The sequence below is a fragment of the Streptomyces spirodelae genome (assembly GCF_017676385.1).
In the GTDB taxonomy this organism is placed as follows: domain Bacteria; phylum Actinomycetota; class Actinomycetes; order Streptomycetales; family Streptomycetaceae; genus Streptomyces; species Streptomyces spirodelae.
Genome location: NZ_JAFFZN010000030.1, coordinates 1 through 24,035, shown reverse-complemented (window position 1 = coordinate 24,035; position 24,035 = coordinate 1). Strand labels below are relative to the sequence as shown.

Below are 24,035 nucleotides of genomic sequence, written 5' to 3'. Positions count from 1 at the left end.
GGTGGGGCTCATGGCACGTCCTCGCCGTATCGTCCTGCTGCGCCACGGAGAGTCGGAGGGAAACGCCGACGACAGCATCTACGAACGCGTGCCCGACCACGCTCTGCCACTGACCGAGCGCGGACTGCGGCAGGCGGAGGAGGCGGGAAAGCGGCTCCGCGAGGTCTTCGGTGAGGAACGGGTCTCGGCCTATGTGTCGCCCTACCGTCGCACTCGCGAAACCCTCGCCGCGCTCGGGGTCGGGCCCGAGCAGATGCGGGTGCGCGAGGAGCCCAGGCTGCGCGAGCAGGACTGGGGCAACTGGCAGGACCGCGACGACGTGCGCCAGCAGAAGAAGTACCGCGACGCCTACGGGCACTTCTTCTACCGCTTCGCCCAGGGCGAGTCCGGCGCCGACGTCTACGACCGGGTCGGCGCCTTTCTGGAGAGCCTGTGGCGCAGCTTCGAGGCACCCGACAACCCGCCGAACGTCCTGCTGGTCACCCACGGCCTGACCATGCGGCTGTTCTGTATGCGCTGGTTCCACTGGACGGTGGAGGAGTTCGAATGCCTCTCCAACCCGCGCAACGGCGAGACCCGCGCTCTGCTGCTGGGCCCGGAAGGCCGCTACCACCTCGACCGGCCCTTCGACCGCTGGCAGAGCCCCCGCCCCTACGAGAGCCGCTCTCCGCGTAATCCGCCGCTGACCGGCGGCCGCGGCTAACATCGTTGCGACATGAGCGCTCCATCCGATCCCTTCTCCGATCCCGCCCGTGCTGAGCGGGTCTCCCGCGCACTCGCCTGCCTGCGCGGACTGGCCGTGGGGGATGCCCTCGGCTCCCAGTTCTTCGTCCCCGCCAACCTCTCCCACCTGCGCCACCGGGAGCTGCCACCCGGCAACTGGCAGTGGACCGACGACACCGAGATGGCCGCCTCGGTGGTCGCGGTGCTCGCCACGCACGGCCATATCGACCCGGACGCGCTGGCCGCCTCCTTTGCCGAGCACCACGACTTCGACCGCGGCTACGGCCCCGCGGTGAACCGGATGCTGCGCCTCATCCGCCAGGAGAGCGGCGACTGGCGCGAGTTGGCTTCCGCGCTCTTCGACGGCCAGGGCTCCTGGGGGAACGGCGGCGCCATGCGGGTGGCCCCGCTCGGCGCCTGGTTCGCCGACGACCCTGCGCGGGCGGCTGACGAGGCAGAACGCTCGGCCGAGGTCACCCACCGGCACCCCGAGGCCGTCGCCGGCACCCGCGCGGTCGCCGCCGCAGCAGCGCTCGTCGCGGCCGGAACCCCAGGTCCAGGTTCCAGGGAAGCTGGGGCGACCGCGCCGCTCGGCGCCGAGGAACTGCTGGCCCGCGTCCAGGAACTCGTCCCGCGCAGTGCAGTGCAGGCGGGGCTGCGACGCGCCGCCGACCTGCTCGACTACGCCGATGTCGGCACAGTCGCTGCGGTCCTCGGCTGCGGCCGCCGCACCAGCACCCAGGACACCGTCCCGTTCACACTCTGGGCCGCCGCCCGGAACCTGGGCGACTACCGCTCGGCGATCTGGGCCACGGCGAGCGCGGGCGGTGACGTGGACACCACCTGCGCCATCGTCGGCGGCATCGTGGCAGCCGCCGGCCCCGCCTCGGCTCCCCCCGGGGAATGGCGGGAACGCACCGAGGGATTCCCCGCCTGGCTGCTCGATGCGGTCGGCTGAGCCCTGGCGCCGGAGCCCGATGGAACCGGAAGTCGACAGCCCGCTTCCCCTTTCGCGGACTCTCCGTCACCAATTCACCCCTTTCCGCGATCAGTGGAGCGCTGTCCCGACTCTTTCAGTGTTCTCAGCTCTCTTTTGCGGACTCCCCTGAACTCGCCGCCCCCGCAGCGGATACGCTGGTTATTGCCATGCCGTACGAGTCTCCAACCCATCGCGTCGAGCGTTCGCTCCGCGCCACGACCGGCGCCAAGATCGTCGCCGGAGTGGATGAGGTCGGCCGTGGAGCCTGGGCGGGACCCGTGACGGTCTGCGCCGCGATCACGGGCCTACGCCGTCCCCCCGCCGGCCTGACCGACTCCAAACTCATTCCCGAGCCGCGTCGCACCGAGCTCGCCGAAGAACTGACCAGCTGGGTCACCGCCTACTCTCTCGGTCACTCCACGCCGGAAGAGATCGACGAACACGGCATGACCGCCGCCCTCCGGCTCGCCGCGGTCCGCGCCCTGGGCGGCCTGCCCCAGCGCCCGGACGCCGTGATCCTGGACGGCAAGTACGACTACCTCGGGGCGCCCTGGCAGGTGCGCACCGTCATCAAGGGTGACCAGTCGTGCGTCGCCGTCGCCGCTGCCTCGGTCATCGCCAAGGTGCGGCGCGACGCCCTGATGGCCGAACTTGCTCCCGAGCACGCCGAGTTCGGATTCGAGGACAACGCCGGGTATCCCTCCCCGGTGCACAAGGCCGCCTTGCAGGAGATCGGCCCCACCCCGCACCACCGGCTGTCATGGGCATATATGGACGCCCTGACCCGCTGGAAGCATCTCAAGCGCTACAGGAGCGAGCCCACAGAACAGATCGGCCTCTTCTGAACCGGCACCGCCGAACAGCGCCGTCACGAAGTACCGGAACTCCTCCGCGGGAATACCCGCGTAACCCGTACCCGCTGACACGTCTGTTTCCGTCATTTGATAGACAACACCTCATGCCTCTCACCCCCGAGGAGCCACAGATTTACGAGAGCGTCCCGGGCACCCGCGCTTCAGCGGGAGCATCCCGAACTCCGCAGGCATCCCGCACCGCAGCCCCTGTTCCAGGCCCTCGTCAGGCGCCGCGCCCCGCACCGCCGCGCACCGACAGCAAAGGCCCCAGCACCCCCGGTCGTCCCGGTAGCCCCCGCCAGGGGAATCCACCGGCCTCGGCAAAGCGCGCCTCCCCGGCCACCACGGCCAGGATCCACCTGGTCGCCGCAACCGACGCGACCGCGGTGGAGGTCGCCGACGAAGAGGTCGACAAGCTCCTCGACGAGGGCCGGGCACCCGGCGAGATCCTGCTGCTGACCACCGGTGGTCACCACCCGTGGGCAGAGCACGAACTCACCTTCGGCGAGGACTCCTACTGGCGCCAGCTCACCGACGCCGAGGACGTCTTCTGCGCCCACGCCTCCGCCGTGGACCGCACCACCCAGCGCCCCATCGTGCTGCTCGCCGTCAACGGAGGCACCGACCCCGAGGCGGCGGCCGCACTGCCCGCGGCTCTGGAGAAGGCCACCGAGCAGCTCATCGTCTGCGGCGACCCGGACCGGGTGCGCGGCCTGCTCTGAGTCCCTGAGCCGGCCTGCTCCGAGCAGCGACTTCGAGCCGGCACCGGGGAATCGAGGGGTGCGGTGGCACTCGCCCGCTGATCGCTCCCGGGAAGACGCCCTGGGATGAGTGCCGCCGGATTCCGTCCTCTCAGTTCTGGGTCGCGAGAACCAGCGGCAGCACCTCCTTCGCTCCGGCCTGGCGGAGCAACCGCGCGGCTACCGCCAGGGTCCAGCCCGTCTCGGTGTAGTCGTCCACCAGCAGCACCGGGCCCTCCAGGGCGGGGAGAGTGTCCGCCAGCTCCGGCGGCAGTCGCAGAGCCTCCTGGACAGCGCGCAGCCGTTGGGCGCCGTTGCTGCGCACTGCGTTCATCATCCCGAACTCGTCCGCGCACACCACCGCTCCGAGCAGTGGGATGCGTCCGACGTCGGCGATCCGCTCCGCGAAGGATCGCACCAACTGCGGTCGGGTGCGGGAATCGACCGCCACAACGCCTGCCGGTCGCTCGGATGCGTCCGGCGCCCCTGACGCCCAGCCGCCGGGGCCCTTGGCCCAGTCCGCGAGAACCGTCACCGCACCGTGCAGCACATCGTCCGGCACCGGCCCGTCTCCCCCCTGACCGGACAGCAGTGGGCGCAGCCGGTTGCCCCAACCGATGTCGGACAGCCGGCCCAGGGCCCGGCCGGGCGCTGACTGCTGCTGCTCGGGGATGCGTCCCTTGAGCTCCAGGCCGACGGCCTGCATACCGGTGGGCCACATCTTCCGGGGCTCGATCCGCACCCCGGGCCTGCGCAGCTCTCCGCGGGCTGCCACGACGAGGGACTCATCGACCTGCGGGGCGAACCGGCTGCCCGCGCAGCTGTCACACCTGCCGCAAGGCGCCGCCGCCTCATCGTCCAGCTCACGCCGGAGGTACTCCATCCTGCATTCGGTCGTCTCGGCGTAGCGGCGCATCGCCCGCTGCTCGGCCTGACGTTGCCGTTCGACCCACTCGTACCGGTCGGCGTCGTAGTGCCACGGCCGGCCCGTGGAGATCCAGCCGCCCTTGACCCGCTGCACGGCTCCGTCCACATCGAGAACCTTCAGCATCATCTCCAGCCGGGAGCGACGCAGCTCGACCCGCGGCTCCAGTGCGGGCAGCGACATCGGGCCGCTGGAGGCCGCCAGCACTTCGAGGGTGCGCCGCACCTGCTCCTCGGGAGGGAAGGCCAGACTTGCGAAGTACCGCCAGATGGCCTCGTCCTCCTGTCCGGGCAGCAACAGCACTTCCGCGTGGTCCACGCCGCGGCCTGCCCGGCCGACCTGCTGGTAGTAGGCGATGGGGGAGGAGGGCGAGCCGAGGTGTACGACGAATCCGAGGTCCGGCTTGTCGAACCCCATGCCCAATGCCGAGGTTGCCACCAGGGCCTTGACACGGTTGGCGAGCAGATCCGCTTCAGCGGCTTCCCGGTCGGCGTTCTCCGTCCTGCCCGTGTAGGAGGCCACCTCATGGCCGCACTGGCGCAGGAAGGCCGCCACTTCTTCGGCTGCGGCGACGGTGAGGGTGTAGATGATGCCCGACCCCGGAAGCGACTTCAGGTTTTCTCCCAGCCAGGCGAGGCGGTGCGGCGCATCCGGCAGCCGCAGGACGCTGAGGCTCAGACTCTCCCGGTCCAAGGAGCCGCGCAGGACCAGAGCCGATCCCCTCTGCTCGCCGCTGCCTCCAGCCGGGCCTCCGGTACCGAGCTGTTCGGCGACATCAGCGGTGACACGTGCGTTGGCCGTGGCGGTTGTCGCCAGCACCGGCACGCCGGTCGGCAGCTCGGTGAGCATGGTGCGCAGCCTGCGGTAGTCCGGGCGGAAGTCATGGCCCCAGTCGGAGATGCAGTGTGCCTCGTCCACGACGAGCATGCCCGTCGAGGCGGTGAGACTGGGCAGTACCTGGTCACGGAAGTCCGGATTGTTCAGCCGCTCCGGACTGACCAGCAGTACGTCCACCTGCCCGGCGGCCACCTCGGACTCGATGGCCCGCCACTCCTCCGGATTGGCTGAATTGATCGTGCGGGCGTGGATCCCGGCTCGGGCGGCGGCTTCCACCTGGTTGCGCATCAACGCCAGCAGCGGCGAGACGATCACCGTCGGACCGGCTCCGCGCCTGCGCAGGAGAGCGGTCGCGACGAAGTAGACGGCCGACTTCCCCCAGCCGGTGCGCTGGACGACCAGCGCTCTTCTCTTCTCCGCGACCAGCGCCTCGATGGCCCGCCACTGGTCGGCGCGCAGCCGGGCCGTACTCTCGCGGTCGCCCACGAGGTCGGCGAGCACCGAGTCGGCTTCTTGCCGCAGCTGTGTGTCACTCATGCGTCCATGCAACCCGATGCCTCCGACAGCCGAGGATCCGGGCTGTGGATAACCAATGATTAATCTGACAAAAACAAGAGTCGCCTTCGCTGTGGATAACTCACGACCTCGAATTCGCGCTTTGGTCCACCGTCGAGGCATGACACACCACGACCGCGAATCCCGCGGCAACGAACCGACCCCTTCGTCCGCTCCGGACCCGACATCCCCGCAGCCCAGCGTCTCTCTGCGGGACCCCTCAGAACTCGCCGAAGCCCTTCCCTACCTGCTCGGCTTCTACCCGGACGACTCCCTGGTCGTGGTCGCCCTCCACGGAGAGCGGGGACGCTTCGGTGGCCGCCTCAGGATCGGAATTCCTGATGACGAAAGCGGCTGGGCAGCCTTCGCGCCGCAGATCGCCGAGTGCCTGGAAACCAGCTCACGAGCCAGGGGCGACCGGCCCGACGGCGCCCTGATCTTCCTCTGCCAGGAGCCCGGCGAGGGCCACACCGGCCGCGACGTCATGGAACGGCTGCACCCCCTCGTGCAACAGCTGCGCCGTGCCTGCGGGGAATTGGAGATGCCCGTCTACGAGGCCCTGTGTCTCTCGGAAGGCAGGTACTTCTCCTACTGCTGCCCCGACTCCCGCTGCTGTCCGCCCGAGGGCAGGCCACTGGCGCAGTCCGGTACCTCGGCCATGGCCGTCGCCGCCGCGTACGCGGGGCTGCCGATGCACGGGTCGCTGCGCGAGATGGAGAAGCGGCTGACCCCACTGGGCCCGCCGTTCGCCGAGGAGCAGGTTCGGGTCCTGGACAGCGTCAGCACGGAGCTCAGCCCTCGGATGCTGTCCGCCGAGGGACGACCGCAGGTGCGGACCGAGACCCTGGCTCTCCTAGGGCAACTGCTGGAACGCTTCCAGCGGTGCTCACCGACAGCGGAGACGACACTCGGCCAGGACGCGCACGACGACGGTTTGCTCAGCCACGACGAATGTGCCGCGGCGATCCTCGGCCTCCAGGACCGGGAGACCCGGGACCAGGCGGCCGAGTGGATGGAGGGTGCGGACGTGGCGCCGGCCCTCCGACTGTGGCGAGCCTTGGCCCGCCGCTGTGCGGGCCCCTACCTGGGCTACTCGGCGGCCCTGCTCACGCTGGCCGGCTGGGTCGCCTGGTCGGGCGGCGATGTGCCGACGGCCCGCGTCGCCCTGGGCCTGGCGCTGCGGACCGACCCCGACTACCTCTTCGCTCAGCTTCTGCACCACGCGTGCAACGAAGGGCTCGACCCCAAGCTGGTGCGCCAGTGCCTGAGGAGCGAGGAGGGGCTGAAGGAGGCGGAAGGAAGGCGTGAGACGCCGGACGACGAGGCGGACGACGCCGCCTGCTGAAGACCTTCGCGCCTGTTCGTGGCGGCAGCTCTTCGTCGGCAGCGGCCTTGTCACTCACTGCGGGACAGCTCATTGCGAAAGGCGTCAAGGAGGGGCGAGTGCTGCTGCGGAACGACTGTTTATCGTCAAGGAGACGACTATGATCGCGCCATGCCCTATGATCCGTCGGCCTTCCCGCCCTTTGCCGTCACTGTCGACCTCGTGGTGCTCACCGTGCGCAAGGACGCACTGTATGCCCTGGTCGTACGCCGGGGTGAGCCTCCGTATCAGGGCAGGTGGGCCCTGCCGGGCGGCTTCGTGCGGGGCGACGAGGACTTGGAGGCGGCGGCCGCGCGCGAACTCACCGAGGAGACCGGACTGCGCTCGCAGGCCCTCGAGGACCAGGACGCGGGCGCTCATCTGGAGCAGCTCGCCACCTACGGCGCACCGCAGCGGGACCCCCGGATGCGGGTGGTCAGCGTCGCCTACCTGGTCCTCGCCCCCGACCTGCCCTCGCCCATCGCGGGCGGAGACGCGCGCAGTGCCCGGTGGGCTCCCACGGACACGTTGCTGGGCGTGGGCGATGGCGGGGGATGGGAGGCGGAGCAGCAGGCCCCGCTCGCTTTCGACCACGACCAGATCCTCCGGGACGGGGTGGAACGGGCGAGGTCCAAGATCGAATACTCCTCGCTCGCCACCGCCTTCTGTCCTCCTGAGTTCACGGTGGGGGAGCTGCGGCGGGTCTACGAGGCCGTATGGGGTGTGGCGCTGGATCCGCGCAACTTCCATCGCAAGGTGACCGGCACGCCCGGGTTCCTGGTGCCCACCGGCGGGACGACGACCCGTCAGGGCGGCCGGCCGGCCCAGCTGTTCCGGGCGGGAGGGGCCACGCTGCTCAATCCGCCCATGCTGCGGCCGGAGGTATGAGGCCGGGGCAGGCGCCAGGGCTGCGGGCGGCGGGCGCGCCGGAGCTGTGAGGCCGGGCCCCGGAGGCGAGAGGGGCGGTGGGGCGCGGTTCCTGGCGGGGGCTGCCCGAGCGGCTACCCAGAAAGTCGCAAATGTCGCGTTATCTTGCAGTGGTGCGTCTGCCACGCGTTCTGCGGGAGAAGCGATGATTCAGGCCATCGGACTCACCAGCACGGTCCGGCGCAAGTGCCTGCCGCGTGTCGACGACCTCACCTTCGAGGCGCGCCCCGGCCAGGTCACTGTGCTGCTGGGCCGGACTGGTTCGGGGAAGAGCGAGGCGCTGCGGCTGATGCTGCAACTCGTTCCGGGGTGTGGCGTGGCGCTCTTCCGCGGGCGGCCGGTGCAGCGGATCCCGTATCCCGCACGGGAGATCGGCGCCCTGCTCGGCGATGTACCGGGTCATCCGGCCCGTACGGCCCGGGGGCACATGCGCATGCTGACCGCTGTGGCGGGGGTGCCGGTGGAGCGGGCCGACGAAGTGCTGGACGTGGCGGGGCTCAGCGGGCTGGCCGACCAGCGGCTCGGGGACTTCTCGCTCGGGATGGACCGCAGGCTCGGGATGGCGGCGGCGCTGCTGGGCGACCCGCACACGCTGGTGCTGGACGAGCCGACGCGGGGGTTGTCGCCACGGGAGGCCAGTTGGGTGCGTGGATTGCTGCGCGGGTTCGCGGAGCAGGGCGGAGTGGTGCTGGCCACCTCGCGGGACGCGAGGGAGACGGCCCGGATCGCGGACCGGGTGGTCTCTCTCGACCGCGGTCGTCTGATTGCCGATCAGGCGGTGGCCGACTTCTCCAGGACCCGGCTGCGGCCTCGGGTGGCGGTCAGAACGCCGCACGCGGAGCGATTCGCGGCCGTGCTCTCGCAAGAGGCACGGAGCGCGGAGCGGTCGAGCAGCGGGCCGTTCGAAGTGGTGCGGGAAGGGGGCAGCAAGGTCGCGGTCTACGGGAGTAGCTGTGCGGCGGTGGGCGAGTCCGCCTTCCGGCACGGAATCCTCGTCCACAGGCTGGCCGAGGAGATCGGGGACGCCGGTGACAGCTCCCGTCCCGGGCCGCTGAACCGGGCGGACGGACGAGCCGCCCGACGGGGGGCGCCCGCGGGGACGGGCAACTCGGGGGCCGGTACGGCCGCCGCGAGCACGGGGGAGCAAGCGAAGGGGGCAGTCGTGGGGGTCTGTTGTGTGGACGAGGCGAGTCACGCGGTGCGCGGGGACACCCCGACCCGGGAGGGGGAGGTTGCCGTCGGGCAGGCATCGGTTCCCGCACCCGGTGGTTCCTCATCAGGGGGAGCGACGCCAGTGCGCGGTGGCGAAGCCGCTGAAGCGGAGCCGAAGGCCGGCCCCGGAGCGGGACACGGTACGGCCCCCGGAGCGGGCGGTGAGCACGGCGCAGAGGCGCAGCCGGGCGGCGCGGAAGCGCACCCCGCGGTGGCGAGGCACCCGGCGGGGGAGCGGGAGCCGACGGGCGAGGGCGGCCCGATGCCGGAGGGGGCACTCGTGGCGGCGGGGCAGGAGCAGTCACGGACCGCTGCCGGGGACTCGACTGGTGATCCCGTTCGGCGGTCGCAACGAGCGACGGGTCTCTCGTCCGGCGGATCGGCCCCGGTAGCACCTGATCCGGCAGCAGAGCCGTCCTCCAAGCGTGACCGGGACCGGCCTTCGGGCGCAGATGAACCCTCGGTGGACGAACGGGAGTCGGTTCCCGGCGCTGCGCCTTCCACCCGCCCGGGGGTGAGGAGCGGGGGAACGAGGAGCGGCGCGGGGGCGCTGCTTCCGGAGTCGCCCGTGGTGCGCAGGCCGGGACCGGTGGCACCGCTGCGTTACGAACTGCTGCGGCTGTTCGGGGTGCGGACGCCGTGGGTGCTGATCGTTCTGGCGCTGGTATCGGCGCTGGGCATCTCCCTGGTGGTGGCCGGAGCGGACGGTGGGGGAACAGCCGATGCGGCGGCGGGGAGCGCGCCCGGACTGAGACTGCTCACCGGGTGGCCGCCGGGCTCACCGTTCTTCGTTCCGCCGGCTGCTGTCGCGGCAGGGCTGCTGGGGGCCATGGCGTTCGGTCAGGAGTTCCGCTACCCGGCGCTCGTACCGGCGCATGTTCCCGTACCGCGCAGACTCGGGCTGTTGGTGGCCAAGCTGGGGGTGACGGCGGTCACGGCAGTGGCCCTCTGTGTGGCGACCGCACTGTGCAACGCGGCGGCGCTGACCCTGTGCTATGGCGCGGACAGCCTGGCCTACTCGTTCCCCGACCACACATTTGACATCGCAAGCCTCACCAGCCTCACCTACCCCGAAGGGCCGGAGGCCGGGATCACGGTGCCCTCACTGGGGGTGCAGGTCTTGGCGGTGCTGGCGCTCTGCGTGGGGTGCGCCTGGGCGGGGCTGCTGGCCGCCGGAGTGTTCAGATCGACGGTGCTGGGAGTGGCCGCCGTCGCGGCTGTGCCGACGTTGGTGGCGCCTCTTGTGCGTAAGGCCGCCGCCGCCGGGGCCGGGGGCGAGTCGTTCGAGGGGCTGCCGGAGCGGCTGCACTCCCTGCTGCTCTTCCCCTGGCCCTCGGCGGCGGAGCAGTCGGGCGCCGTGGCGGTGGGAATCGTCTCGCAACCGGTGGGCCGGGCCCTCGCCTTGTCGGTCACCGTGCTGTTCTGTGCCTACGCCCTCACCTCGCTGCGTGGCCGGCCGAGACAGCGGTAGTGAGCGGCCCCGGGCGCGTGTTTCACGGTCTGGACGGCCGTACGACGGAACGGGGTTGAGCCGTCGTGCGCCGGAAACACCGTAAATCCGCCAGTTGTTCACATGCCGTGGGGCCCAATCCGGCACTCAAGGGCGGTAGATGGCTCTGACCACCAGTGATGTGGTCCGTTCTTTCCGATAAGGCGTCAATTGTAAGGGAGCCAGCGATCACCCTTTCGTGTGCTTTTCACCAAAGCCCTCAAGACCGCGCTGACCTCGGCCGACACAAGTGGTCGTGACTACCCTTGCGCACTCCATGATGACCGCGGCTCGCCCCGTCGACACCGGCCTCGTAGGCCCGGGCGAGCTGGACCGCTACGCATACGCCGAGTCCACGGGAACGGCGCGCACCACAACCAACGCCTCGGCGTGGGAGGGTTCCGAGGCTGAGATGAATCGAGTGGGACGACGTGCGTCCGGTAGCCGAGGCAGGGGCCTGCACGGCCAACTCGTCCAGCAGCTCGGCCAGATGATCGTTTCGGGAGACCTGGGCGCCGACCGCCCTCTCGTCCCCGAGGAGATCGGCCAGCGCTTCGAGGTCTCGCGTACGGTCGTACGCGAGTCCCTGCGTGTCCTCGAGGCCAAGGGCCTCGTGAGCGCGCGGCCCAACGTCGGCACCAGGGTCAGGCCGGTCAGCGACTGGAATCTGCTGGACCCCGACATCATCGAATGGCGGGCCTTCGGCCCCCAGCGGGAAGGGCAGCGGCGCGAGCTGTGCGAGCTGCGCTGGGCCATCGAGCCCCTCGCCGCCCGCCTCGCCGCCGGGCAGAGCCACGACGACATGCACCAGCGCCTCGCCGACATGGCGGAGATCATGAGCCACGCTCACACCCAGGGTGACGCCCTCACCTTCTCGCGGGCCGACGCCGAGTTCCACGGGCTGATCCTGCAGGCGGCGGGCAACCGGATGCTGGAGCACCTCTCCGGCATCGTCTCCTCCGCGCTGCAGGTCTCCGGTGGGGCGACCGCCTGCTGCGAGCAGCCGACCGAGAGCACCGTCGCCAACCACCGCCGGGTCGTGGACGCGATGGTTGCTGGGGAGGCGGCCGTCGCCGAGGCGGCCATGCGTCAGGTGCTGAGCGGGCAAGCCGAGTCGGTGCCCGCCGCGCAGCCCGCGCAGGGCGCGCCCGCTGCGGCCGCCTCCGGTCAGCCCGCCCAGGCGGCGCAGTCGGCCCAGGCCGCCCAGCCGGGGACCCACGGGGTGCCCGCCGGAACCGGCCAGCCGGGTCAGCCGGGCAGCGCGGGTGCCGCCGGCGGGGCGGACCATGTGGTGCCCGCCCCTCGCGAGCACTGACCGGAGCGGGCACCCTCGGGCAGGCCGCACGGCTCGCTCGGCCTTCTCGACGGCGCTCGCCCGGCAATCCGCGCCCTGGCATGGCCCCGGGCCGCAGCCGGACGGCCCGGCCCGGGGCTCGGCCCTCGGGTCCCACCGCGGGACCGCTCTGCCGGGACCGGCGGAGGGAGCCAGAGGCGGGACCGGGGCCGGGCGGTCCGCCGCCCGATTCCTGGCCCGGACCCGGCGAGGGGGCGGCACAGCAGGTCGGCGGGCCCCGGCGCGGGGCTGGCACGGAAGCTCGGCCGGACCCGGTGCCATCCGGGGCGGCCTCGGCCTGGGACCTTGCCCTCCGAGGAGGGGCCCGGCTTCTCGGGTGCGGCGTGTGTGCCCCGGGGCGGCTCCCCGCGCCGAGGCGGCGTCCCCAGTACGACAGCTCTCCTCTCCGGGACGGCTCCCCGCACCGGGTTGTCTCCCCGCACCGGGCAGCGCTCACCTTGCGGGGCCGGCTCCTTGCGGGTCCGGCTCCTTGCGGGGCCGGGCCACTGGTGGGGCCGACCTCCTCGCGGACGACTTGCCGTGTGGGTCCGGATTCCCTCGCGGGATCGGCCTTCCACAGGGAGCAGGGTCCCTCGTGGGCTTCGCTGCCCGTGCGGGTGCCTGCCCGCCGCGAGGTCGCCACTCGGACGGTCGGCTTCCCGCAGGTTCGGCGTCGCACGGTCGCCGTGCCGCCGGGTCGCCCTCCCGAGCCGTGCTGGGCCGGGCGAGTTCGCCCGTTGCAAGGGTTTCCGTACCCGGTCGGGCTCGCACGCCGGGCCTTGTCTCAGAACGCGGTCCGGCCCACATGCCGGGCCGGTTCTCCGTACGCGGCCGAGCCCACCCGCCGGATGGGTTGTCCGCTCCGGCCGACTCCGACTCCGACTCCGACACCGACCCCGATCCCGACCCCGACCGGGTCTGGGCCGGGACCCGGATTCTCCGGGGCACCATGGTTCTTGACGGCCGCGCCTCCGTTCTCCGGCGGCACGGCCGTACCCACGAGTTCGGGCTGAACCCCGCACTCACCCACACAGGGCACCCGCTCTCACCCACACGAGCACCCGTTTCGTCCGGTTATCACCGCGTAGTACCGGGTATGCGGTGTGACTCGGGCCACGTGAATTGGGCGTAACGCTTCCCGTCCCCATGCGATGACTCAAGAGGTGACAGCGGAGGAGGGAATACGGGCGCTCCATACGGGGCTCTTGTTCTTACCCGTTATTTCTCCACTGCTCCGCCCGCGCCGTCGGTTCATCCCCGCCGGCGGTCCGCCGTTTCCATCGTTCCGAGAGGTTGTTCGTGTCGGCCAGCACATCCCGTACTCTCCCCGCGGAGATCGCCGAATCCGAGTCCGTGATGGCGCTCATCGAGCGGGGGAAGGCTGAGGGGCAGATCGCCGGCGACGACGTACGTCGGGCCTTCGAGGCTGACCAGATTCCGCCAACCCAGTGGAAGAACGTTCTGCGCAGCCTCAACCAGATCCTCGACGAGGAGGGTGTGACGCTGATGGTGAGTGCAGCCGAGGCGCCCAAACGCACCCGTAAGAGCGTCGCAGCGAAGACCCAGGCCAAGCGCACCGCCACCAAGACAGTCGCCGCCAAGACCACACAGGCCAAAAAGGCCACCCCGGCGAGCGCGGCTCCGGCTGCCCCGGCCGCCACCTCCGCCACGGGTGCCGCCCAGGACGCCGGGGAAGAGGCCGCGCCGAAGCCCGCGAAGAAGGCCGCGGCCAAGAAGACCGCGGCGAAGAAGACCGCAGTCAAGAAGACGGCAGCGCCGAAGAAGACCGCAGCCAAGAAGTCCGTCGTCGACGAACTGCTCGAGGGCGACGAGGAGCTGGTGGAGGACATCGCCGCCAAGCCCTCGGGCAAGCCCGGTCCCGAGGAAGGACCCGCCGTCGAGGTCAAGAACGAGAACGAGGGCTTCGTCATCTCCGACGATGACGAGGACGACGCGCCGGCCCAACAGGTCGCCGCAGCGGGGGCGACGGCCGACCCGGTCAAGGACTACCTCAAGCAGATCGGCAAGGTCCCGCTCCTCAACGCGGAGCAGGAGGTCGAGCTCGCCAAGCGGATCGAGGCCGGTCTCTTCGCCGAGGACAAGCTGGCGGCCGAGGAGAAGCTGGCCCCCAAGCTGCAGCGCGAGCTGGAGATCATCGCCGAGGACGGGCGCCGCGCCAAGAACCACCTGCTGGAGGCCAACCTCCGTCTCGTGGTCTCGCTGGCCAAGCGCTACACGGGGCGCGGCATGCTCTTCCTGGACCTGATCCAGGAGGGGAACCTCGGACTGATCCGTGCGGTCGAGAAGTTCGACTACACGAAGGGGTACAAGTTCTCGACCTACGCGACGTGGTGGATCCGGCAGGCCATCACCCGCGCCATGGCCGACCAGGCCCGCACCATCCGTATTCCGGTGCACATGGTCGAGGTCATCAACAAGCTGGCCCGTGTCCAGCGCCAGATGCTCCAGGACCTGGGCCGCGAGCCCACTCCGGAGGAGCTGGCCAAGGAGCTGGACATGACGCCTGAGAAGGTCGTCGAGGTCCAGAAGTACGGCCGGGAGCCGATCTCGCTGCACACTCCGCTGGGCGAGGACGGCGACAGCGAGTTCGGTGACCTGATCGAGGACTCCGAGGCGGTCGTCCCCGCGGACGCGGTGAGCTTCACGCTGCTGCAGGAGCAACTGCACTCCGTGCTCGACACGCTGAGCGAGCGCGAGGCAGGTGTCGTCTCGATGCGCTTCGGCCTGACCGACGGCCAGCCCAAGACGCTTGACGAGATCGGCAAGGTCTACGGCGTGACGCGTGAGCGCATCCGTCAGATCGAATCGAAGACGATGTCCAAGCTGCGCCACCCGTCCCGCTCTCAGGTGCTCCGCGACTACCTGGACTGACGTCGCCGTGGGCTGAGAGGAACAGCGCCGGACTACACGGAGGCCGATGAACCCGAACGAGGGTTCACCGGCCTCCGCGTAGTTCTCCGGCCCCTCCCCGTCCGGCCCCTCCCTCCGCTGCTGCCGTTCACTTGACCTGGCATCCGCACTCCTGTGCGGGTCTCGGGGGCTCCCCGGTGCGCCCGGGATGCGACTCGCGTGATCTCGGAACACCCTGGGTAGTCAGACAGTTCCGTACGGTCAGGAGGTCGGTCTCATGCGATCGATGCGCTGTAAGCGAACAGGCGACAGCCGCACCCCGGTGCGGTCAGAAAGTCGCTTTGTCGCCCTGGGGGTGGCACTCATAGCGGCGCTGCTCGCTCCGGCAGCCCCGCAGGCCGCCGCGCATGCCGCCCACGCCGCCCACGCCGCCCACGCCGCCCACGCCGCCCACGCCGCCCACGCCGCCCACGCCGCCCACGCCGCCCACGACAAGGGGTCCGACCGCGTCGTCGTCGGCGGCGGTCCGGTGAGCGCAGAGGCTCACCCGTGGGTCGTGGCCCTCTCCAGCCGTACCCGGTTCGGCCCGCAGCGCTCGGGCCAGTTCTGCGGGGGTGCCGTCGTCGGCCCTCGTACGGCGGTCACGGCCGCGCACTGCCTCAGCCGGGAGGTGCTGGGCGCCGATCCCGCACAGGTCGACGACCTGCGTGTGATCACGGGGCGTGGGGATCTGACGAGTACGGCGGGCAAGGAGATCGCGGTCGAGTCCTCGAAGGTCAACCCGGACTACGACTCCAGGACCAACAGGGGGGACATCGCCGTGTTGCGGCTGGCATCCCCGGTGCCCCAGGAGTCCGTCATTCCGATGGCCCACCGGGGCGATCCGGGTTACCGGTCCGGTACTCCGGCCTCGGTCTACGGGTGGGGCGACACCACAGGCCGCGGGAATTACGCGACCACGCTGCACGCCGCGCGAGTGAAGGTACTGCCGGACGCGGACTGCAAGACGGCCTACCCGGGCTCCGTGGAGGGCACCTACGACCCGGTGACCATGATGTGTGCCGGGCTGAAGCGGGGAGGCAGGGACGCGTGCCAGGGGGACAGCGGCGGTCCGCTGGTCGCCCAGGGCAAGCTGGTGGGCCTGGTCTCGTGGGGCATCGGCTGTGGTGAGCCGGGTAGGCCCGGCGTCTATACGCGGATCTCCGCGACTGAATCCGTCGTCCAGGGCCAGGATGGCACGGCCTCGCCCTCAGGCCCCTGAGTGGCCCCCTGAGGCGCCTGTCGGGACTGTCTGGGGGAGCCTGGGCAGGGGCGCAGCGAGCAACGGGGCGGCGGCAGCGGCCGGAGGGCACCCAGGGCCCGCGTAGGCACGCGGGGCCCCTGCGGAGCGCGCCCGGACCGGAGAGAGGGGTCGGGCAGGGCGGTCGGCGAGCGGCGGTCGGCAAGAGGGGCCGGAAATGACGAGGGCGGACGGTTCTCCCGGGATGGGGAGGACCGTCCGCCGGTTTCCGGCCTGTGCCGGGATAGCTCGTCGGACGTGGACGCGAAGGCGTCGGTTCAGCAGGTCATCGTTCGTCATCGCCTGCGGTGGCGGGAGTCGCGGTGAGCTTCTCCGTCTCGTCCTGTATCTCCGCGGCGATCTTCTTGAGTTCCGGCTCGAACTTGCGGCCGTGGTGGCCGCAGAACAGCAGCTCTCCGCCGCTTACGAGGACAACGCGCAGGTACGCCTGTGCGTTGCACCGGTCACAGCGGTCGGCTGCCGTCAGCGGAGTCGCGGGGGTCAGAACTGTAGTCACGTCGCCTCTTCTCTAGCTCGACGAGCTGTCGTACCAGGGTCAACATCCAACCAGGCCGAAAACGTTCCCGCACTGGCCTTCATTCCCGGACTTTTTTGGCCGGGAGGCCGGATAGTTGCCGGGTGGCGGCGAATGGGCCGTATTGCAGGGGTTGGGAGCTTTCCGTCGGTGTCCGTCGATGTGTTCGGTCTGTCTTGGGTCTGTGACGGTGTGTGGTGGCCGGCTCTGCCAGTGGCGCTGGCAGGTCTGCTTCGTGCCGTTGTGTTGTCTTCCGACTCCGGGGTGTCCAACCCTTCGTTGTGGAGGACGTGCCCGGAGCCTAAATGGTTCATGCCTGGATGGGAACGTGATGTTTGCGGCACGGGGTCGGCATCCATCGCCTTATCGAACAGAATATCGAACGTGAGCTAGCATGGCAGTTCTCCTGATCCGTCTCCCGGGTCGCACACTTCCGTCTCCTGGGTCGCACGCCACGTGCCGTCTTGGGCCTCGGTACCCTCTGACGCGGCAACCCAGCCGTCTCAAGCAGAATTCAGCGAGGAGCGAACCGCGTGACCGCCGACATGTCCGTGCCGTCCACCGCACTGCTGACCGGGGCAGACCGCGAGGGCGGTTCCAATTACACCGCGCGGCATCTGCTCGTCCTGGAGGGGCTGGAGGCCGTGCGCAAGCGGCCGGGTATGTACATCGGCTCCACCGACAGCCGTGGCCTGATGCACTGCCTCTGGGAGATTATCGACAACTCGGTTGACGAAGCCCTGGGTGGGTACTGCGACCGGATCGAGGTCACCCTGCACGAGGACGGCTCGGTCGAGGTCAGCGACAACGGCCGTGGCATCCCGGTCGACGTGGAGCCCAAGACGGGGCTCTCCGGCGTCGAGGTCGTGATGACGAAACTGCACGCCGGCGGCAAGTTCGGCGGCGGCGCCTACGCGGCCTCCGGCGGTCTGCACGGCGTCGGCGCCTCGGTCGTCAACGCGCTCTCCTCCCGGCTGGACGTCGAGGTCGACCTCCACAGCAGGACCCACAGCATCAGCTTCCGCCGCGGTGTGCCCGGTATCTTCACCGAGTCCGGGCCCGACGCGCCGTTCGACCCCTCCAGCGGGCTGCTGAAGGGGAAGAAGATCCCGAAGAACCGCACAGGCACCAGGGTGCGCTACTGGGCGGACCGGCAGATCTTCCTCAAGGACGCCAAGCTCTCCCTGGAGACGCTGCACGCGCGCGCCCGCCAGACCGCGTTCCTGGTGCCCGGCCTGACGATCGTCGTACGGGATGAGCGCGGGCTGGAGGAAGAGGGCGTCGTCGAGGAGACGTTCCACTACGACGGCGGCATCAGCGAGTTCTGCGAGTACCTCGCCCCCGACAAGGCCGTCTGCGACGTGCTGCGGCTGCAGGGTCAGGGCACCTTCAAGGAGACCGTGCCGGTCCTGGACGACCGCGGCCACATGATCCCCACCGAGGTCCAGCGCGAGCTGGGCGTGGACATCGCGCTGCGCTGGGGTACGGGATACGACACGACGCTCAGGTCGTTCGTCAACATCATCGCCACCCCCAAGGGCGGCACCCATGTCTCCGGCTTCGAACGCTCGGTCACCAAGACGGTCAACGAAGCACTGCGCACCCACCGGCTGCTGAAGGTCGCCGACGACGACGTGATCAAGGACGACGCCCTCGAGGGGCTGACCGCCGTGGTGACGGTCCGGCTGGCCGAGCCGCAGTTCGAGGGCCAGACCAAGGAAGTGCTGGGCACCTCGGCGGCTTCCCGGATCGTCGCGCAGGTCGTGGCCAAGGAGCTGAAGTCGTTCCTGACCTCCTCCAAGCGCGACGCCAAGGCACAGGCCCGCGCCGTGCTGGAGAAGGTCGCCGCCGCTGCCCGTACGCGTATCGCCGCGCGGCAGCACAAGGAGGCGCAGCGCAGGAAGACCGCGCTGGAGTCCTCGGCCCTGCCGGCCAAGCTGGCCGACTGCCGCTCCGACGACATCGACCGCACCGAACTGTTCATCGTCGAGGGCGACTCCGCGCTCGGCACCGCCAAGGTGGCGCGGAACTCCGAGTTCCAGGCGCTGCTGCCGATCCGCGGCAAGATTCTCAACGTTCAGAAGTCGTCCGTCTCGGACATGCTGAAGAACGCCGAGTGCGGCGCGATCATCCAGGTCATAGGAGCCGGGTCCGGGCGGACCTTCGACATCGACCAGGCGCGTTACGGCAAGGTCATCTTCCTCGCCGACGCGGATGTGGACGGCGCGCACATCCGCTGCCTGCTGCTCACCCTCTTCCAGCGCTATATGCGGCCGATGGTGGAGGAGGGCAGGGTCTTCTCCGCGGTGCCGCCGCTGCACCGGATCGAGCTGATCAACCCCAAGAAGGGCCAGGACAAGTACCTGTACACCTACTCGGACAACGAACTGCGTCAGACGCTGCTGGAGCTGGAGAGCAAGAACATCCGCTACAAGGACTCGATCCAGCGCTACAAGGGCCTGGGCGAGATGGACGCGGACCAATTGGCCGAGACGACCATGGACCCGCGCCACCGCACCCTGCGGCGGATCAACATCAGTGATCTGGAAGCGGCCGAGCAGGCGTTCGATCTGCTGATGGGCAGCGAGGTTGCGCCGCGCCGGGAGTTCATCAGCTCTTCCGCCGCCACGCTGGACCGCTCGCGCATCGACGTCTGAGCGACGGGACGCGCCCCGCCGCCCCTCCCCAACGCAGTCCCGTCCTTCACACCTGGAGCAGTTGTCACCTGAAGGTGTGAAGGGACGGGATTGCCCTGAAAGTGATCTGTGGCCTGCGCTCATTCTGGGGCATGCGCATCGACGACCCCTGGCACGACGCCCTGGCCACGGGCGGTCCCGAACCCGTCGGCACCCCTCCGGCCGCACTCCCCCGGCAACGAGCGCCGATGCCGCGCGGCGAGCATGGACTTCCGTCGACCGAGTATGGGCTGCCGCCGGCCGGGCACGGATTGCCACCTGGCGAGCGTGGGCTGCCGTCCGGTGAGCCGGGTCCGGCCTCCGGCGGGCTCGGCGTCTATCCAGCTGTCCAGCGCAGCGCGGCCTTCCAACAGCTACGCCGCCGTCACCGGCGCTTCGCGCTGCCTGCCGGCGCGGCGTTCCTGCTGATGCACCTCGGCTTCCTCCTGCTCACTGTCGCCGCACCCGGGCTGATGGCCAGACCCGTGGCCGGTGTGCTGAACGCGGGTATGGCGGCCGGGCTCGCACAGTTCGCCGCCGTCTTCCTGCTGGCTTGGCTGTACGCCCGCCACGCGCGGCTGCGCAGGGACCGGCTCGCGCTGGAACTGCGCTGGGAGACCCAGGAGATGACCCGGGCGGCTCCGTCCGCCGCATCCGTCGCATCCGCCGCATCCGTCGCATCCGACAAGGGCGGCCCGCGGTGAGCGGCGGGCACCAGACGCTGACACTGCTGCTTTTCGGCGCCGTGGTGGTCGTCACGCTGGCTGTTACCAATGTGGCGGCTCGCAGGCGGCACCGGCGCGGCTCCCCGGAGGAGTTCTACGCAGGCGGCAGGTTTTTCACCCCACTGGAGAACGGTTTCGCCATTGTCGGGGGCCACATCTCCGCCCCCGCCTTTCTCGGCATGGCCGGACTGGTCGCGCTCTACGGCTACGACGGGATGCTCTGGACCGTGGGCTTCCTGGTGGCATGGGTGCTCGTGCTGCTCGTCGTGGAACAGGTGCGCAACTGCGGGCGCTTCACGCTCGCCGATGTCGTGGCCGCACGGGTGCGCGAGCGGCCTGTGCGGATCGCGCTGGGGTGTTCGTCGGTAACCGTCTCGGTGCTGTATCTGGTGGCGCAACTGGTCGGTGCCGGCAGTCTGGTGGCGCTCTTGCTGGGCAGCCACGGGGGAGCGGCCCGCACGTGGACGGTGCTGGTGATGGGCGCCCTGATGCTCTTCTCTGTCGTCTTCGGTGGCATGCGGGCAGTCACCTGGATCCAGATCGTCAAGGCGGTGCTGCTGCTCGGCGGTGGGCTGGTTCTGAGCGTGCTGGTGCTGCTGCGCTTCGGCGGTGACCTGACCGCGCTGCTGACCAGTGCCGCCGAACACAGCGGTCACGGCGAGGACTTCCTGGTGCCCGGGCTGCTCCATGGGAACGCGGGCTGGGCCTCCCGGCTCGACTTCCTCAGCCTCGGCCTGGCGCTGGTGCTCGGTACGGCCGGGCTGCCGCACATCCTGGCGCGATTCTCCACCGTGCCGACCGCGGGCGCCGCACGCCGCTCGGTGATGTGGACCATCGGGCTGGTGGGGAGCTTCTGTCTGATGAGTCTCATTCTCGGCACCGGTGCGGCGGCCCTCGTGGACACCGACACACTGCACGGCTCAGGCCCTGCGGGGAGCACCGCTGTCCCGCTGCTGTCGGCCGCGTTGGGCGGCGGGGCGGATTCCGCCGGGGGAGCCGCCCTGGTCGCCGTGGTGGCGGCGGTCGCCTTCGCCGCCACTCTGGCGGTGGTTGCGGGGGTCACCCTCGCCGCCTCGGCGTCCGTTGCGCACGACCTGTCCGCGTCACTGGCCCGGCGCGGCCGGGGGAGGGCCGCAGCCAGGCGAGTACCGGCGAGAAGGAGTGAATTCCCAACCGCCGAATCCCAGGGGGCCGAAGCCAGGAGCGGGCGTCGCGGCGAGGTCGCCGTCGCGCGGGTGGCCGCCGTCGGGGTCGGGGCGCTCGCCGTCGGGGTGAGTCTCCTGGCGCGGGAGCTGAACGTGGTGTTCCTGGTGGGGCTGGCTTTCTCCGTGGCCGCCTCGGCCAACCTGCCTGTGCTGCTGTACGCGCTCTTCTGGCGCCGTTTCACCACGCGTGGAGCCGTCTGGTCGGTCTACGGCGGTCTGCTGTCCGCCGTCACGCTGGTGGCACTCTCGCCGGTCGTCTCGGGCAGTCCACAGGCACTGTTTCCGGGCCGGAACTTCGTCTGCTTCCCGCTGGAGAACCCCGGGCTCGTCTCCATTCCGCTGGGCTTCCTCGCGGGCTGGCTGGGCACCCTGCTCTCCCGCGGGAGCGCCGAGGCGGTGCGGTACGCCGAGACGGAGGTGCGCTCCCTCACGGGCGCGCGTGCGGTCTGAACCCTGGCGGCAGCTCCTCGATCCGTACGGCAGCCATCCGTACCTGGCTGGTCGGGGCGGCACCGCAGCTCGCGGGCACGGCAGGCCCTTCGGCGGTCTCGACGAGGGTGACCCGCCACCTGCGGCCGTCCTGATGCGTGACGGTCACCAGTCGGCGCCCCGCTTCCGGCTCCTCGCGCGTTTGGGTGACGGCCAGCGCGTGCGCGCCCGTCTCGCCCGTGTGTTCCCGTACCGCGAGATCGGCGGCCTGGCCAGGACGGTCCCAGGCCGAGCGGCCACGGCAGCCGTCGGTCAGCACGTGGCCGTCCCGGACGGCATCCAGCACGCTCTTGACCGCGGGGGCGCCGAGCCGCCCATACGCGTACCCGTAGGGCAGCACGAGGAGGGTGGGCGCGAAGCGGTGGCCGCCGATATGGGTGATCTCCCAGACGTTCGTGCCACCGGACGCTTCGAGCTCGGCCGCCAGCGGTCTCCCGAGGAGCGCGCAGCAGCGGTCCCGCTTTCCGTTGGTGCACACCAGGGCGAGCGGGTCGCCCGTGTACGGCTCCCAGCCTGGCCCGGGCACCGGGGGACCTCCCGTGCCCGAGGGGGCCTCCAGCGCCCCGAAATCCAGCCCGCGCAGCGCGCTCAGACCGCCGGCGGGCAGTTCCGTCGTCCACACCCAGGAGTCGCCGGGGACCGTGCGGGCGAGGTAGACGCGGTGCCGCGCGGTGGGGGAGTTGTCGGCGTGCCGTCCGGGCCGCCGGATCAGCGCCACCCGGCCGCCGTGCGCGCTCGCCGCCGCGTCGAGGGCCTGCCCGAGCTCCGGGTCGAAATGGCTCTGGGTCAGCGCCTTCTTGCCCCAGGGGCCCGGCTGCTCGATCAGCAGCCAGATACGGGCTGTCGCGGCCGTCCCCGCGAGGGGCTCGGCCAGGGCCTGGGAGGCCGTCGCGCACATGCTCACACAGGCGAGCCTAACCTGCGTCCCCGTGGAGCGCCGGGCAGGCCGCAGCGCGCCCTCGGCCGACGCCTGCATCCGCAGGGGGCGGGGCGCCCTGAACGGAGAACCGGAGAGATCCGTTCGGTACGATCGGCAGCCGTTCCGCGGGGGGCCGGCAGGTTCCGGGGAGGGCATGACCGGAGGCCACCGCAGCATGGAACCGCACAGCCGCAGAGCGGAGTCGGACAGGAGGGGCGGAGCGTTGCGCGCAACGGATGCCGGTACCCAGCGGGGCGCGGTGGGCGGCCGTATCCCGGTCGTCGTACTGGCTGGTTTCCTCGGCTCGGGAAAGACCACCCTCCTCAACCATCTGCTGCGCCGGGCGAGAGGCACCCGTATCGGGGCCATCGTCAACGACTTCGGCAGCATCGAGATCGACGCCATGGCGGTTTCCGGCCAGGTCGACTCCATGGTCTCCCTCGGGGACGGCTGTCTGTGCTGCGCGGTGGACACCAGCGACATGGACGAGGTCCTCGACACGCTCGCGCGCCCCGCAGCCGGTATGGACGTCATCGTGATCGAGGCCAGCGGAGTGGCCGAGCCGGAGACGCTGATCCGGATGGTGCTGGCCAGTTCGAGCCCGCACGTCGTCTACGGCGGACTGGTGGAGGTCGTGGACGCGGCGGAGTTCGAGGCCGTCCGCGCACGCCACCCCGAGCTGGAGCGCCATGTGCGCGCAGCCGATCTGCTCGTACTCAACAAGGCCGATCGGGTGGCCGACGAGCGCCGGGAAGCCCTCGGCGCGGAACTGCGGCGGCTCAGTCCTGCCACGCCCGTCGTCCCCGCCTCGTTCGGCCGCGTCGACCCGACGCTCCTGTTCGACCGCGTACGGCGCGAGAGGCCACCTGTCGAACAGCTCTCGTTCGACTCGCTGCTGTACGGCGACGACGCGGACGGCTGTGATGAGGACGGCTGCAACGGGGGCGGCCGCGACGGGGGCGGCCGCGACGGGGGCGGGGACGGGAGCCACGCGGCACACCTGCACACCGCCTACGACACCGTGGAGTTCACCTCGCCAGCGCCGCTGGACCCCCGTCGCTTTCTGGAGTTCCTGGACGCCAGGCCGGAGGGGCTCTACCGGCTCAAGGGCTATGTGGACTTCGGCGCGGCCGACCCCGACAACGTGTACGAGGTGCACGCCGTCGGCGGCTTCCTCCGGTTCGCGCCCCAGCGACGGCCCCGGTCCGAGGAACGGCCGACGGAGCTGGTGCTGATCGGCTCCGGAGTGGACGGTGCGGCGCTGCACGACGGGCTGACCGCCTGCGTTGCAGGGCCCGAGGGCCCTGACGAGCACGCCATGTGGGGAGTGCTCCGGTACGTCGACACCCGCGAGGACGACCCGGGAGAGTCGCACGGCGTGGACGGCCTGGAAGAGCCGG

General features: G+C 70.7%; 17 protein-coding genes. 14 read left to right on the top strand and 3 right to left on the bottom strand.

What is annotated here, in order from left to right; translation table 11 throughout:
- Nucleotides 1-10: 10 nt before the first annotated feature.
- From JW592_RS26775 to JW592_RS33465, 4 genes are all read left to right on the top strand, one after another.
- Entirely contained in the window at nucleotides 11-703 is a 693-nt protein-coding gene (locus JW592_RS26775) for a histidine phosphatase family protein (RefSeq protein ID WP_209267814.1), read from the top strand.
- Nucleotides 704-715: 12 nt separating this feature from the next.
- On the top strand, nucleotides 716-1,681 hold the full coding sequence (locus tag JW592_RS26770; protein ID WP_209267813.1) for an ADP-ribosylglycohydrolase family protein: 966 nt from the start codon (nucleotides 716-718) through the stop codon (nucleotides 1,679-1,681).
- Nucleotides 1,682-1,869: 188 nt separating this feature from the next.
- Entirely contained in the window at nucleotides 1,870-2,547 is a 678-nt protein-coding gene (gene rnhB, locus JW592_RS26765; RefSeq protein WP_209267812.1) for a ribonuclease HII, read from the top strand.
- A gap of 395 nt (nucleotides 2,548-2,942) precedes the next feature.
- A complete protein-coding gene (locus JW592_RS33465; protein ID WP_307805562.1) occupies nucleotides 2,943-3,278 on the top strand; it encodes a hypothetical protein in 336 nt (111 codons plus the stop codon).
- Nucleotides 3,279-3,408: 130 nt separating this feature from the next.
- On the opposite strand, the gene JW592_RS26755 is transcribed toward JW592_RS33465, so the two are convergent.
- The gene (locus JW592_RS26755) at nucleotides 3,409-5,595 is read right to left on the bottom strand and encodes a RecQ family ATP-dependent DNA helicase (RefSeq protein ID WP_209267810.1); all 2,187 of its coding nucleotides are present in this window, start codon (nucleotides 5,593-5,595) and stop codon (nucleotides 3,409-3,411) included.
- Between the two features lie 139 nt (nucleotides 5,596-5,734).
- Here JW592_RS26755 and JW592_RS26750 point away from each other — a divergent pair, with 139 nt between their 5' ends.
- From JW592_RS26750 to JW592_RS26725, 6 genes are all read left to right on the top strand, one after another.
- The gene (locus JW592_RS26750; protein ID WP_209267809.1) at nucleotides 5,735-6,958 is read left to right on the top strand and encodes a DUF4192 domain-containing protein; all 1,224 of its coding nucleotides are present in this window, start codon (nucleotides 5,735-5,737) and stop codon (nucleotides 6,956-6,958) included.
- 150 nt (nucleotides 6,959-7,108) lie between these two features.
- On the top strand, nucleotides 7,109-7,864 hold the full coding sequence (locus tag JW592_RS26745) for an NUDIX hydrolase (protein ID WP_209267808.1): 756 nt from the start codon (nucleotides 7,109-7,111) through the stop codon (nucleotides 7,862-7,864).
- Between the two features lie 184 nt (nucleotides 7,865-8,048).
- Complete coding sequence (locus JW592_RS26740; protein WP_209267807.1) at nucleotides 8,049-10,586, top strand: ATP-binding cassette domain-containing protein; 2,538 nt, start codon at nucleotides 8,049-8,051, stop codon at nucleotides 10,584-10,586.
- A gap of 295 nt (nucleotides 10,587-10,881) precedes the next feature.
- Nucleotides 10,882-11,919 (top strand): FadR/GntR family transcriptional regulator, encoded by a 1,038-nt coding sequence (locus JW592_RS26735; RefSeq protein ID WP_307805566.1) that lies wholly within the window; start codon nucleotides 10,882-10,884, stop codon nucleotides 11,917-11,919.
- Nucleotides 11,920-13,236: 1,317 nt separating this feature from the next.
- Complete coding sequence (locus JW592_RS26730) at nucleotides 13,237-14,829, top strand: RNA polymerase sigma factor (protein WP_209267806.1); 1,593 nt, start codon at nucleotides 13,237-13,239, stop codon at nucleotides 14,827-14,829.
- A gap of 301 nt (nucleotides 14,830-15,130) precedes the next feature.
- Nucleotides 15,131-16,069, top strand: a complete 939-nt coding sequence (locus tag JW592_RS26725) for a serine protease (RefSeq protein WP_307805561.1) — start codon at nucleotides 15,131-15,133, stop codon at nucleotides 16,067-16,069.
- Between the two features lie 304 nt (nucleotides 16,070-16,373).
- On the opposite strand, the gene JW592_RS26720 is transcribed toward JW592_RS26725, so the two are convergent.
- Nucleotides 16,374-16,604: a DUF7455 domain-containing protein gene (locus tag JW592_RS26720; RefSeq protein WP_209267805.1), complete on the bottom strand. Its 231-nt coding sequence runs from the start codon at nucleotides 16,602-16,604 to the stop codon at nucleotides 16,374-16,376.
- A 551-nt stretch (nucleotides 16,605-17,155) separates the two neighbouring features.
- Here JW592_RS26720 and JW592_RS26715 point away from each other — a divergent pair.
- From JW592_RS26715 to JW592_RS26705, 3 genes are all read left to right on the top strand, one after another.
- Nucleotides 17,156-19,279 (top strand): DNA gyrase/topoisomerase IV subunit B, encoded by a 2,124-nt coding sequence (locus JW592_RS26715; protein ID WP_209267804.1) that lies wholly within the window; start codon nucleotides 17,156-17,158, stop codon nucleotides 19,277-19,279.
- Between the two features lie 131 nt (nucleotides 19,280-19,410).
- On the top strand, nucleotides 19,411-20,001 hold the full coding sequence (locus JW592_RS26710) for a DUF485 domain-containing protein (RefSeq protein ID WP_209267803.1): 591 nt from the start codon (nucleotides 19,411-19,413) through the stop codon (nucleotides 19,999-20,001).
- Nucleotides 19,998-21,677 (top strand): solute symporter family protein, encoded by a 1,680-nt coding sequence (locus JW592_RS26705; protein ID WP_209267802.1) that lies wholly within the window; start codon nucleotides 19,998-20,000, stop codon nucleotides 21,675-21,677. Before JW592_RS26710 ends, JW592_RS26705 begins: the two co-directional genes overlap by 4 nt.
- On the opposite strand, the gene JW592_RS26700 is transcribed toward JW592_RS26705, so the two are convergent.
- Entirely contained in the window at nucleotides 21,655-22,620 is a 966-nt protein-coding gene (locus JW592_RS26700; protein WP_209267801.1) for a ferredoxin family protein, read from the bottom strand. The two genes, JW592_RS26705 and JW592_RS26700, sit on opposite strands and share 23 nt — an antisense overlap.
- A 238-nt stretch (nucleotides 22,621-22,858) precedes the next feature.
- On the opposite strand from JW592_RS26700, the gene JW592_RS26695 reads away from it, so the two are divergent.
- The coding region (locus JW592_RS26695) for a CobW family GTP-binding protein (RefSeq protein WP_229376924.1) at nucleotides 22,859-24,035 on the top strand (1,177 nt) is incomplete at its 3' end.

Excerpts from the sequence above, each read along its gene's own strand:
- JW592_RS26745 (WP_209267808.1), top strand. The coding sequence starts at position 7,109 with ATGCCCTATGATCCGTCGGCCTTCCCGCCCTTTGCCGTCACTGTCGAC.
- JW592_RS26735 (WP_307805566.1), top strand. The coding sequence starts at position 10,882 with ATGATGACCGCGGCTCGCCCCGTCGACACCGGCCTCGTAGGCCCGGGC.
- JW592_RS26775 (WP_209267814.1), top strand. The coding sequence starts at position 11 with ATGGCACGTCCTCGCCGTATCGTCCTGCTGCGCCACGGAGAGTCGGAG.
- JW592_RS26770 (WP_209267813.1), top strand. The coding sequence starts at position 716 with ATGAGCGCTCCATCCGATCCCTTCTCCGATCCCGCCCGTGCTGAGCGG.
- JW592_RS26710 (WP_209267803.1), top strand. The coding sequence starts at position 19,411 with ATGCGCATCGACGACCCCTGGCACGACGCCCTGGCCACGGGCGGTCCC.
- rnhB (WP_209267812.1), top strand. The coding sequence starts at position 1,870 with ATGCCGTACGAGTCTCCAACCCATCGCGTCGAGCGTTCGCTCCGCGCC.
- JW592_RS26750 (WP_209267809.1), top strand. The coding sequence starts at position 5,735 with ATGACACACCACGACCGCGAATCCCGCGGCAACGAACCGACCCCTTCG.
- JW592_RS26755 (WP_209267810.1), bottom strand. The coding sequence starts at position 5,595 with ATGAGTGACACACAGCTGCGGCAAGAAGCCGACTCGGTGCTCGCCGAC.
- JW592_RS26740 (WP_209267807.1), top strand. The coding sequence starts at position 8,049 with ATGATTCAGGCCATCGGACTCACCAGCACGGTCCGGCGCAAGTGCCTG.